This is a genomic window from Bacillus sp. CPT56D-587-MTF (assembly GCF_058792335.1).
Genome location: NZ_JBYTEF010000001.1, coordinates 5,223,630 through 5,236,598, shown reverse-complemented (window position 1 = coordinate 5,236,598; position 12,969 = coordinate 5,223,630). Strand labels below are relative to the sequence as shown.

Here is a 12,969-nt window from a genome sequence, read left to right as displayed (position 1 = left end):
TTTTTACCTAGACCAACTTTTTTAAATAGAAAGGAGGTAATGTTATGTCTTCATTTCAATTGCCAAAGCTTTCATATGACTATGATGAACTAGAGCCACATATTGATAGCAATACACTTTCCATTCATCATGGAAAGCACCATGCGACATACGTAAACAATTTAAATGCTACTTTAGAAAATTATACTGAATTACATAATAAATCTTTAGAAGAATTGCTATGTAATTTAGATACTTTACCGAAGGAAATTGTTACAGCTGTACGAAATAACGGTGGCGGTCACTATTGTCATAGTCTTTTTTGGGAAGTGATGAGCCCACGAGGTGGCGGTGAGCCTAATGGAGACGTTGCAAAAGTAATTGATTATTATTTCAATACCTTTGACAACTTAAAAGATCAACTTTCCAAAGCAGCTATTAGTCGTTTTGGAAGTGGCTATGGATGGCTTGTTCTTGACGGTGAGGAACTCTCTGTTATGAGTACACCAAATCAAGATACGCCTTTGCAAGAAGGGAAAATCCCCTTACTCGTAATTGATGTATGGGAACATGCTTATTATTTAAAGTATCAAAATAGGCGCCCAGAGTTTGTTACCAACTGGTGGCATACAGTAAACTGGGACCAAGTAAACGAGAAGTATTTACAAGCAATTCAATCACAAAAACATTAGTCGTACGTATAAGGTAAATTTGGTAATGTAAAATCAGTATTGTCGAAATCCTCCAGAATCCCCCGGATTGCCACCGGGGGATTTATGATTACTTCATTGTATTTATATAATGTTTTAAAACATTTTTCATTTCTAGTTTCAGCTCTCGGAACAAAAATCCGAATTCACGAGCCTTTCCATTATGTAATGTACAGTTAGTTACCTCATTATAAGGAGCTATATTTTCCCCAGCTTTCTGAATGAGTGCTTTTATTCCTGTCTTCTCTTCTATGAAATGAATAATTTCTTCCGTAGAAACTACCCCGTTACTACAGGCGTTAATTGGCCCTTTCACATTTTCCATTCCGCACCAAGCTAGAAACTCTCCTGCCTCTTTTTCATGTATAAATGACAAAGTTCCATCTACATGATCCACAACGATAGGGGTTTGGTTCACAATACATTCAACGTAAAATTGTAACCTTTTCGTATAATCGTTTTCTCCAATAACAACTGGAAAACGAACTGCAACAACTGGGAATGTTGCTTGTTGAAATACAACGGCTTCAGCTAATCTCTTTCCTTCACCATAATTGAAGTCATTCCTATCTCCATACGCGATTGCATAATCGTACGGATTAAAGTCTTCTTCTGATAAGCTTAGGGCAGGTTCATAGACGGCCATTGAAGATGTCATAACATATTTCTTCGTTTTCCCTCGTAACACTTCACATGTTATCTTCGCTGCATTCGAGCTATAGCATAAATTATCGTATACAATATCATAACTTTTTCCTTCTAGACACTTTTCTAGTAGCTTTCCATCTTCTCTATCAATAATTATTCGTAACTACTCAGCCACCTTTCGGTGTCTTTTTTAAATTTTACTAGTTTCATATGCCTCCCATTTGTAAATACTGAGTATATCAAACAGGGGAGGTGAATCTTATGGTCGATCGAAAAATTATTTTAGATACATATAAAAAAGGACCTGAAGCTGTTATTTCTTTATTTGAAGAAACATTTTCTAAGTTAGAAAAACGTATACAAGAACTAGAAAATGCTTCAAAAAAAAACTCCAAAAATAGTCATAAGCCACCTTCTACAGATGGTTTGGGTAAGCCCGTTACAAAAAGTTTGCGCAAACCGTCTCATCGTCAAACGGGTGGCCAGTTGGGCCACAAGGGACATACTCTTGGTTTGACAGCGACTCCAGATCATACGATTACACATTCTCCTACATATTGTACTTGTTGTCATACTTCCTTGAACCACGAGCCTGTAAAAGGGTATCGCATTCGCCAAGTGTATGACTTACCACCTATTCAGATCGAAGTGACAGAACATAAAGTAGAACAGAAAGAATGCCCACATTGCCATTCTATCCAAGAAGCCCAATTTCCTTCGACAGTATCTCGTCCTGTTCAATATGGTCCAAATATAAAAAGACTGATTCCCTATTTAACGCATTATCAATGCATTTCTTTGAAGCGAACAAAAGAATTCTTTCAGGATTGTTTTGGACATTCTATAAGCGAAGGAACCCTGGTAAATCATACACAGGCTTTCGCTTCTCAATTGCAGCCATTCATAAAAGAAGTAAAGGAAAAGATTCTGCAGTCTCCTGTTGTCCATTTTGATGAAACTGGTATGCGTGTAGAAAACAAAACACAATGGTTACATACTGCCAGTACACCGGAGGTGACATTGCAACATATTCATCAAAAACGTGGAAAAGAAGCAATGGATGCTGGAGAAATCTTGCCATCTTTTTCTGGAATTGCGATGCATGATGGTTGGAAATCGTATGATGCGTATACAGATTGTCGTCACGTTTTATGTAATGCCCATCTCTTACGAGATTTACAAGGAATTATAGATAGTACTGGAGAACAATGGGCACAACAGATGCAGAAATTTCTAACGCAAGCGTTGACGATGAAAAAGCAATCCGAAGGTACCATGCCAAAAGCGACGCAAAAGAATCTGTTTATTATGTATCAATCCATATTGAAAGAACAACAGATTCTTTCCACGAAACAAAAGAAGAAAGGAAAGCAGACGCCTTCTCAAAATTTATGGAATCGCTTCGTCAAGTATTCTGACAGAATTCTAGCGTTTTTAGAACATCCAGCCATTCCATTTGATAACAATCAAGCAGAACGGGATATTCGGATGACGAAAGTAAAACAGAAAGTGTCTGGGACTTTCCGAAGTAAGAAAGGCGCAGAATCTTTTTGTCAGATACGAAGCTTTATGAGTACCATGAAAAAACAAAAACAATCGGTCTTACAAGCGATAAACCAAGTCATAGAAACTAGAACGGTTCCTTGGAATAACACGACTTCATAAGAGAATTTCTCTATTTGGCATAGATTCTTTCTCTGATTGGAGTATTTTCTTTTCATGTTTTCGAATCGGAAACATGTATTTGGCCTGTTTTTTTATTTGAAGAAGCTGAGTAGTTACAATTATTCTTTTTACTGCGCTACCAAAAGAATCTTCAGTAACTCCCCTCGTCGCAATCGTTACATCGTGCCCCTCTTGCAAAAGTGCTTCTACTAAATGTTTACCAAAAAATCTTGTTCCCCCTAGCACCAATACTTTTTTCAACTTCATCATCCCCATTTTAGCAAATTGTAAAATACTACCTCTCTATTATAAGTGCCAACATATAAAAAGCATGGAATTCGTTTAACGATTCCATGCTTTTCTACAGAAAATATATTAACGTACTCGATATTTATAAATACAATAACAGAAGTACAAAATAGAAATTACTGATACATAAACCCATAGTTCATATACAAATCCCTCTCCCCACACTCCCATAAAATAAAAGAGTGAAGGTAAAGTCAATGTTACCCATGATTGTACGAAGGCAATCCTTCCAAGATATTGATTAATGTTCTTCTTTTGTGTATTTAATACAAAGAATAAATACCAAAGTAATGCCCACATAAACCACGTTAACGCATTAACAACATCATGGAATTGAACAAATGAAACAACCATATAGAATAAGGCTATAATTGCTACCCAAATACAAAACCATCCTAGACCACTACTATCCATTCCTTTTATAAAAGTAACACCTACATATAAATAAGTTAATCCAAATAAGAAAGTAGCCGCATATGAATACACTGTCCAATTGCTTTGGTCAGAAATCATGATCAAATAAAACGGAATAATAATTTGTAGTGCACCCACAAATAAATTAAAAACACCCGCACTTTTCATCTCTGCTTTCCCTAATATAACAAGACTATTTAAAAATAAAGCTGCCCCTGAAAGTAATAATCCTACATAACCCATATATATTCGTGTGAAAATCTTTACCTTTCACACTTTTAACCTCCCCACACTATAAAGTGATACTTATATTATTTTTCTTCCCATTTAAAACTACATACATAATTTTTCATTCAAATAAGTCAGACCTCCTACCTCAAAAAGGAGCGAACTTAAAACGCTTTCAATAATAAATAATCCTATCAAAACATGAACTAGGATTCCTTGATTATAAACGGACTCTATCAATGATACAAGTGTTGGAATACTTTTCAATAATACGCTTTCAATTTCTATAAAAAATTAATAAAATAATACATTCCTCTATCTCATTCTACTACCTTCTAGCATAAGATATTGTAAAATCGCATCATTTAAAACAGCGAACGTTCTTTTCTAGGTTCGCTAATAAAATTAATAAAAAATGACCTCTTGCTTTTATGCAAAGGTCATTTTTTTATATTCATCATTAAACTTTTAAATAGCCATTTTTATTATTTGATTGCCATTTCCAAGAATCTGCACACATTTCTTCTAATCCGCGTGTTGCCTCCCAGCCTAATTCACGCTTTGCTTTCGATGCATCAGCAAAACATACTGCCACATCACCTGGGCGACGCTCTGTAATTTTATAAGGAACTTTCTTACCCGAAACTTTTTCAAACGCTTCAACCATCTCTAGTACACTATAGCCCATACCTGTTCCCAGGTTATAAGCATCTACTCCCGTTGTACTCAGTACTTTCTCAAGCGCCTTTACGTGACCATTTGCTAAGTCCACAACATGGATGTAATCACGGACTCCTGTTCCATCTTTCGTTGGATAGTCATTTCCGAATACGCTTAATTCTTTTAACTTACCTACCGCTACTTGCGTTACATATGGCATTAAGTTATTTGGGATTCCATTTGGATCTTCTCCGATACGCCCACTTTCGTGTGCACCAAATGGATTGAAATAGCGAAGTAATGCGATACTCCATTCTGCATCTGCAAATGCTACATCACGCATAATTTGCTCAATCATTAATTTCGTTTGACCATATGGATTTGTTGCACTTAATGGAAACTCCTCCGTAATCGGTGACGTTTCCGGGATACCATATACAGTTGCAGATGAACTAAAGATTATCTTCTTTACATTATGTTTCTGCATTACTTCACATAGCACTAACGTGCTTGTAATGTTGTTATGATAATATGTTAATGGAATCGCTACTGACTCCCCTACAGCTTTAAATCCTGCAAAGTGAATAACTGCTTCAATTGCATTTTCTTCAAAAATTGCGTCAAGCGCTTCGCGATTTAAAACATCTTCTTTATAAAACTTAAATTGTTTTCCTGTTATTTCTTTCACTCGATTTATAGATTCTACCGAGCTATTCGAAAGATTATCCACTACTATAACTTCGTAACCGCTATTTAGTAATTCTACACATGTATGACTACCAATATATCCTGCTCCACCTGTTACAAGTATTGCCATAATTATAGTCCTCCATATTTCATTCATTATAAACTTCTCAAAGTATATCACATATTTCTTATCCTATGTTTAACATGCGAACACAGAAACTTACATTTTATCCCATAATAAATTTATAACATATACGATTCTAATCAGGTAATAAAAAAACGCCACATAATTTTTATTATGTGGCGTTTTTTTATTAAATTACATAACAATATACACTTAGAAAATGCGCAAGACTACCTAATAATACAAAAACATGAAAAATTTCATGATGCCCCATATATTTAAACTCTAACCATTTTGGCTTTGTTCCATAAATAAATCCACCAATTGTATAAAAAATGCCCCCAAGTACTAAGAAAATAATGCCTCCTGTACTTAAATTCTCAGCTAACGGTGCAAAGAATAACACAATTAACCAACCCATCGTAATATAAATTGCTGTCGATAACCATCTTGGACAATTAAACCAAAACATTTTAAATACAATGCCACAAATCGCAGTTGCATAGACTAAACAAAATAATAGTAAACCACTTGCTGAATTTAATGTAATTAAGCAAAAGGGTGCATATGTACCTGCAATTAATATAAAAATCATAGAATGATCTAGCTTCCTAAAGAAGTAAATAACACGTTCATTGGCCACAACACTATGATACACAGCTGACGCCGTATAAAGGACCATCATTCCAATACCAAACAAAATAACAGCTGTAATTGCAGCAAATGATGGCATCTTGATAGAAACTTTCACAAGCATAGCTAATAAGGCAATAAATGATAATATTGCTCCACCTAAGTGAGTAAATGCATTAACCGGTTCCCTTACATAAGCATTCATAATAACACCCCTCATATAATTACATGTAGTTTTAATAACTACATGTAATTATATACATATTTCTTTTTAAGGTCAACATTTACAATTCATTTGTTTCGTAATACCATATTTAAAGATATATTAAACATTAAGTTCCACTAAGTTATAAAAGTGAGGGATTCTACGTGGAAAATATAAATGAATTACTTGAGACATTGCATTTAGAAAAAAACATTAAACTTGAGGATATTCCAAATGTTGACTTATATGTAGATCAAGTTGTTCAACTATTTGAGAATACTTATGCAGATACAACGAGAACTGATGATGAAAAAGTATTAACTAAAACCATGATTAATAATTACGCAAAAGGAAAACTATTCATCCCCATCAAAAATAAAAAGTATTCAAAAGAGCATATGATTTTAATTAGCCTAATTTATCAATTAAAGGGAGCTCTCTCCATTAACGATATAAAAAGTTCATTAGAAACTATAAATGACTCCTTATTAAATGATGATTCATTCGAATTAAATACGTTATACAAAAATTATCTTGCTCTTACTGAAAGCAATGTCGAAAGCTTTAAACAAGACGTAAATAACCGTGTTACAGAAGTAAATGAGATTTCTTCCTTAGAAGATACAAAGCTAGAAAAATTTCTACTACTAACATCCTTCGTGACTATGAGTAATATGTATAGACGTTTAGCGGAGCAACTAGTGGATGATTTAAAAGAATCATAAATAAAAAACTATCCACCTATTAAAGTGGATAGTTTTTTATTTACTTAATTGCTTCATGAACTTTTAGTTGTTTCCCTTTAATCGTTGTAGTCTTCATGACTTTCAAGACGAGTGGTCCTTTTCCATTTAATATTTCAACATAAGAAACATTATCTTGTATCGTAATAATACCTATATCTTCTGCTGTAACACCTTTAATTTTAGCAATTGTACCGACGAAATCTACCGCCCTAATTTTCTTTTTCTTCCCGCCATTAAAGTACAGCTTCATAATGCCTTTGTTGATGTCTGCATTTTTATCTTTCTTTATAATTGGTTTAGCATGTATCTTTTCTTCAAATGCAGCTTTCTCTTTCATAACTTCTTCTTTTGAAGGTCCAATTGCCTTTGGAATTTCAAATCCAATATACTCCTCAATCTCTTCTAAAAATCTATTTTCATATGGTGTTATAAATGTAATAGCTTTTCCACTATTTCCAGCTCGTCCCGTTCTTCCAGTACGATGTACATAGCTTTCTTTTTCAAGTGGAATATCATAATTAATAACATGTGTAATATTATCAATATCAATTCCTCTCGCAGCTACATCTGTTGCTACTAAATAACGGAATTTTCCTTTTCTAAAATCATCCATGACTTCAAAACGATCTTCTTGTACCATACCACCATGTATTTTGTCACAGGGATAGTTAGCTCGTTTTAATTGTCTATATACATGATTTGTGTACGGCAGAAAATAATACAGCTATCAGGATTCTCAATCGTTGTTACATCTTTAAGTAGTGAAAGCTTCTCGTCTTCTATCACCTCAAAAAGAGTATGTTCAATTTTATCCGTCGTAATCCCAGCCGCTTTAATTTCAATATGAGTTGGTGAATTCATATATGTACGAGACAATTTCTCAACATCTTCTGGAAGTGTTGCTGAAAATAACATCGTCATTCTTTTTGTAGGTAATTCATCAATAATTGCCTCTACTTGATCGATAAAGCCCATATTTAGCATCTCATCTGCTTCATCAATAACTAAATACTTCAAACACTCTAAAGAAAGGGTACCCTTCTCAATATGATCCAACACACGACCAGGAGTCCCAACTACAATATGTGTCTTTTGCTTTAATTCTAATTTTTGACGTGCAAATGGAGATTTCCCATAAACTGCCGCAGCCTTAATCCTTTTGAATCGACCTATATTTGTAATATCTTCTTTTACCTGTACCGCAAGCTCTCTCGTTGGTGTTAAAACTAATGCTTGTGGTTTATTCTCTTCCCACTCCACCATTTCACAAAGTGGAATACCAAATGAAGCTGTTTTTCCACTTCCAGTCTGGGACTTCACAACAAGATCCTTCTTTTGTAATGCAACTGGAATAACCTCACCTTGTACTTCTGTTGGATGATCATACCCTAACCCAGTAAGTGCCCTTACAATTTCCTTACTTAATTTATAATCAGAAAAACTTTTTTTACTCATATATTAACCTCATTTTATTCTGTATTATTTTCTTTTTTATCTTTTGTATACGTTACTATCACCCTACTTATTATACTTGAAACCTCACATAAAAGGTGAATCATGCCAGATTCATCTTTTTATATAGAAATAAACCTTTTCATTTCATATATTGTTCAACTACTTGATAACATCTTTTGCTCGTATTGTTAGCATTAACCTTTTTATAGTATCCTACATCCAATCAAAAAAATAAAAAGAATACATACAACCTTGTATAATTATCTTAATTTTTCAACCCTTCCCATAAACGAACAATAAAAACAAAAAAATGTTTTAAATTCGTTTTTAACGTTTTTTTTTCAGATGTAAAATCTACTTTTTAAAAAAATGTTAAGAAATCCTTTGACTTCTTAATAAAAATAATGTAAATTATCCTATGGACGAACATTTTTGATTAATAAAAATAAAATATTCGTATTTTAGGGGTGTAAATGATGGAAAACGTATTTGACTATGAAGATATTCAATTAATTCCTGCAAAATGTATTGTAAATAGCCGCTCTGAATGTGATACAACTGTCACTTTAGGAAAACATAAATTTAAATTACCTGTCGTGCCTGCAAATATGCAAACGATTATTGATGAAAGAATTGCAACTTATTTAGCTGAGAACAACTACTTTTATATCATGCATCGTTTCCAACCAGAGAAACGAATCTCATTCATTAGAGATATGCAATCACGTGGATTAATCGCTTCTATCAGCGTTGGTGTAAAAGAGGACGAATATGAATTCGTACAACAATTAGCTGCTGAGCAACTTACACCTGAATATATCACGATTGATATCGCACACGGTCATTCTAATGCTGTGATCAACATGATTCAACATATTAAAAAACATTTACCAGAGAGCTTCGTTATCGCTGGAAACGTTGGAACTCCAGAAGCGGTAAGAGAATTAGAAAATGCTGGTGCCGATGCAACAAAAGTTGGTATTGGACCTGGTAAAGTTTGTATTACTAAAATTAAAACAGGCTTCGGAACTGGTGGTTGGCAGCTAGCTGCACTTCGCTGGTGTGCAAAAGCTGCAAGTAAGCCAATTATCGCTGATGGTGGTATTCGTACACACGGCGACGTAGCTAAATCTATTCGCTTTGGGGCAACTATGGTCATGATCGGTTCTCTATTTGCTGGTCACGAAGAGTCTCCAGGGGAAACAATTGAAAGAGATGGAAAACTTTATAAAGAATACTTCGGTTCTGCTTCTGAATTCCAAAAGGGGGAGAAGAAAAACGTTGAAGGTAAGAAAATGTTCGTTGAGCATAAAGGTTCTTTAGAAGATACGTTAATCGAAATGGAACAAGATCTTCAATCTTCTATCTCTTACGCTGGCGGAACAAAATTAGACGCTATTCGTACTGTAGATTATGTTGTCGTGAAAAACTCGATTTTCAATGGTGACAAAGTATATTAATTCTTAAATTAACTCGAAGGACAAGCATTTTCATGCTTGTCCTTCTTTTTTGTATATGAAAATGTAAAATATTTTAATTTAACTGAATTTTCTAGTATTATGTGTTTAGATAGTCTTAATAAGGGGGAGATACGACTTGAAAAATGTAATAGAAAATCGCCTTAATCGCGCAGAGGTACCCGCTGAACTAACATGGGATTTATCCGATTTGTATAATTCTGATGCCGAATGGCATACTGCATTAAACGCATTGGAAAATGATATACAGAAACTTGATTCATTTAAAGGGCATTTACATACTAGCTCCCACACTTTATTAAATTGCCTACTTTTAGAAGAAGAGCTTTTAATGACGTTAACAAAACTGTACTCATATGCAAATTTAAAAGAAGCTACTGATCGTACAAATCCAAGTATTCAAGCGAACTCTTCCAAAATTTCTGCTTTATGGACGAAAGTACATACTGCACTATCCTTTATTCATAATGAAATCCTCTCATTCGACGAAGGAACAATTGAAAGATGTTTAACTGAAGAAACAAAACTCGAACCTTTCCGTAAATCTTTACTAGAAATACTACAAAAAAGACAGCACACACTCTCTCCTGAAACAGAAGAAGCACTTGCTGCACTTGGCGAAGTTCATAGTTCTCCATACAAAATTTACGGCATGACTAAATTGGCCGATATGGATTTCACTTCTATACAAGACGAACAAGGAAACGAACTTCCTGTTTCATTCTCATTATTTGAAAGCAAATATGAATTTTCTCCAAGCACATATATACGTCGAAAAGCATATTCATCATTTGTTTCCACACTGAAACGATATAAAAATACAATTGCCACAACATATGCTACTGAAGTAAAAAAACAAGTAACACTTTCTCGTTTACGTAAATATGAATCCGTTACTCATATGCTATTAGAACCACAAAAGGTTCCACTTGAAATGTATAACAACCAACTTGATATTATTTATAAAGAACTAGCACCTCATATGCGCCGTTTTGCAGATTTAAAAAAGAGAGTATTAGGACTCGATCAAATGCTTTTCTGTGACTTACATGCACCTTTAGATCCCGAATTTAATCCGGCGATTACTTATGAAGAAGCAGGCACGCTCATTCAAGATTCTTTAAAAGTATTAGGCGATGAATATAGTTCCATAATCCAAAAAGGATTCAAAGAAAGATGGGTAGATCTTGCAGATAACGTAGGCAAATCAACAGGGGCATTTTGCTCAAGTCCATACGGCTCTCATCCCTATATTTTAATTACATGGCAAAATACGATGCGTGGATGCTTTACATTAGCACATGAATTTGGACATGCTGGTCATTTCTATTTAGCAAATAAAAACCAACGTATCATGAACGTACGCCCATCTATGTACTTTGTTGAAGCACCATCAACCATGAATGAATTACTATTAGCTCAGCATTTACTAGCGACTACTGACGATAAGAGAATGCGCAGATGGGTCATTCTACAACTACTTGGCACATATTATCACAACTTTGTTACTCATTTACTTGAGGGTGAATATCAACGTAGAGTATATGCTCTAGCAGAAAAAGGACAGGCCCTTACAGCTACAACTTTAACTGAAATTAAAACAAATGTCCTTTCGACATTCTGGGGAGATTCTGTAGAAATCGATGAAGGTGCGGGCTTAACTTGGATGCGTCAGCCTCATTATTATATGGGTCTATATGCTTATACATATTCCGCAGGCCTCACTGCATCCACTGCAGTAGCTCAAATGATTAAAGAGGAAGGACAACCTGCTATTGATCGCTGGTTAGATGTGCTTCGTGCTGGTGGTACAATGAAACCACTTGAACTAATGAAACATGCCGGAGTAGATATGTCAAAACCAGATGCAATCCGTAAAGCTGTTTCTTACGTTGGTTCATTAATTGATGAATTAGAGCATTCTTATCAAGAATAAAAAAATAAGCCCTCGCTTTAATGAGGGCTTATTTCATATTTACTTCCCAAAACGTTTGCGATATCCACATTTCCTGCAAAGTTCTTCAACCGCAACTCTTTTCGAAAATCCATCGACAATGTTTGTTGCCCTTTCACCTTCAATAATGTTAGAAAATGAATCATTATTAATATTCCCAAGGTTAATAATCCCTTCACCATCTAAACAACAAGGAATAACTGTTCCATTCGCTAAAATACCCGCTTGATTACGAAGTCCATGACAGAATCCTTTCCCATCATCCTCTTCCTCATGTAATGCTGGCCACTGGAATTCATAGTCTTGATTAATAAAGACACGTTCTGCAATTTTTATACCTTTTCCTGGTGTAAGCTTCTCTTCAATTTGATAAGCTAGATCAAATTCATTTTCAATTATAGATAATAACTCTCTATTTTTCTGGATTTCAGCATTTGTTTTATTATCCTGAGTTAAATTCCATAACCTTAACGATACAATTAAATCTGATTGACTTGTCGCTTCCCTAATGAAGGAAAGTATACTCCTTACATAGCCCTCTTTATCTTGCGAACCTGGATGTCCATCAAAACTATGCAGTGAAAAATTCATTTGTCTTAACGCAGGCTTATTTAACAGCCTATGTCTTCTCTTATTAATTAACGTTCCGTTCGTTGTAATATTAACTTTAAATCCTTTTTCATGACTTAAGTCTAATAGTTGATCTATTTTCGGATGGAGCAACGGCTCACCCTTCACGTGCAAATAAATGTAGTCTGTGTGAGGTTTAATTTGGTCTAATCTTTTAGCAAAATCCTCCACAGAAATGAATTGCTTCTGCCTTTCCGTCGGCGGACAAAAGCTACACGCAAGATTACATACACTCGTAATCTCCAAGTAAAACTTCTTAAACTTCTTCACCTTTAATTCCTCACTTCTCTAACTACTTATACTTTTTCCTCTTCATATTACAGCATATTTTTATGGAAATAGAAACATACTTATTTTAGGAAATCTACACACCATCTAATAATATTTAAAAGACCATCGGTAATTTTTGTCCAATGGTCTTTTTATCCTTTTATATACAAAGAA

9 protein-coding genes and 3 pseudogenes are annotated in these 12,969 nt (G+C 34.5%); 5 read left to right on the top strand and 7 right to left on the bottom strand.

Going from position 1 to position 12,969, the window contains the following annotated elements; genetic code table 11:
* Window positions 1–44 precede the first annotated feature (44 nt).
* Window positions 45–671, top strand: coding sequence for a superoxide dismutase [Mn] (sodA, locus tag AC3WVZ_RS27250; RefSeq protein WP_000094042.1), 627 nt, complete (start codon window positions 45–47; stop codon window positions 669–671).
* Window positions 672–759: 88 nt separating this feature from the next.
* Here sodA and AC3WVZ_RS27245 read toward each other — a convergent pair.
* Window positions 760–1,497: pseudogene (locus tag AC3WVZ_RS27245) on the bottom strand (Rossmann-fold NAD(P)-binding domain-containing protein); the annotation flags it as partial.
* 101 nt (window positions 1,498–1,598) lie between these two features.
* On the opposite strand from AC3WVZ_RS27245, the gene tnpC reads away from it, so the two are divergent.
* On the top strand, window positions 1,599–3,002 hold the full coding sequence (gene tnpC, locus AC3WVZ_RS27240) for an IS66 family transposase (protein ID WP_100910632.1): 1,404 nt from the start codon (window positions 1,599–1,601) through the stop codon (window positions 3,000–3,002).
* Window positions 3,003–3,116: 114 nt separating this feature from the next.
* Here the strand turns inward: tnpC and AC3WVZ_RS27235 are convergent.
* The 4 genes and pseudogenes from AC3WVZ_RS27235 to trhA all read right to left on the bottom strand — a co-directional run.
* Window positions 3,117–3,278, bottom strand: a pseudogene (locus AC3WVZ_RS27235) (NAD-dependent epimerase/dehydratase family protein); the annotation flags it as partial.
* A gap of 99 nt (window positions 3,279–3,377) precedes the next feature.
* Entirely contained in the window at window positions 3,378–3,968 is a 591-nt protein-coding gene (locus AC3WVZ_RS27230) for an AmiS/UreI family transporter (RefSeq protein ID WP_000542569.1), read from the bottom strand.
* Between the two features lie 445 nt (window positions 3,969–4,413).
* Entirely contained in the window at window positions 4,414–5,430 is a 1,017-nt protein-coding gene (gene galE / locus AC3WVZ_RS27225) for a UDP-glucose 4-epimerase GalE (protein WP_000996541.1), read from the bottom strand.
* Between the two features lie 184 nt (window positions 5,431–5,614).
* A complete protein-coding gene (trhA, locus tag AC3WVZ_RS27220) occupies window positions 5,615–6,262 on the bottom strand; it encodes a PAQR family membrane homeostasis protein TrhA (protein ID WP_000995363.1) in 648 nt (215 codons plus the stop codon).
* A gap of 164 nt (window positions 6,263–6,426) precedes the next feature.
* Between trhA and AC3WVZ_RS27215 the strand changes: the two genes are divergently transcribed.
* Window positions 6,427–6,987, top strand: a complete 561-nt coding sequence (locus tag AC3WVZ_RS27215) for a DUF1836 domain-containing protein (RefSeq protein WP_000427879.1) — start codon at window positions 6,427–6,429, stop codon at window positions 6,985–6,987.
* Between the two features lie 40 nt (window positions 6,988–7,027).
* Here AC3WVZ_RS27215 and AC3WVZ_RS27210 read toward each other — a convergent pair.
* Window positions 7,028–8,463, bottom strand: a pseudogene (locus AC3WVZ_RS27210) (DEAD/DEAH box helicase).
* A 476-nt stretch (window positions 8,464–8,939) separates the two neighbouring features.
* On the opposite strand from AC3WVZ_RS27210, the gene guaC reads away from it, so the two are divergent.
* Together guaC and pepF are read left to right on the top strand one after the other, a co-directional pair.
* Entirely contained in the window at window positions 8,940–9,923 is a 984-nt protein-coding gene (gene guaC / locus AC3WVZ_RS27205) for a GMP reductase (RefSeq protein WP_000432447.1), read from the top strand.
* Between the two features lie 136 nt (window positions 9,924–10,059).
* Complete coding sequence (gene pepF / locus AC3WVZ_RS27200; protein ID WP_000800003.1) at window positions 10,060–11,877, top strand: oligoendopeptidase F; 1,818 nt, start codon at window positions 10,060–10,062, stop codon at window positions 11,875–11,877.
* A gap of 39 nt (window positions 11,878–11,916) precedes the next feature.
* Here the strand turns inward: pepF and AC3WVZ_RS27195 are convergent, their stop codons facing one another.
* A complete protein-coding gene (locus tag AC3WVZ_RS27195) occupies window positions 11,917–12,795 on the bottom strand; it encodes a radical SAM/SPASM domain-containing protein (protein ID WP_000713630.1) in 879 nt (292 codons plus the stop codon).
* Window positions 12,796–12,969: the final 174 nt, after the last annotated feature.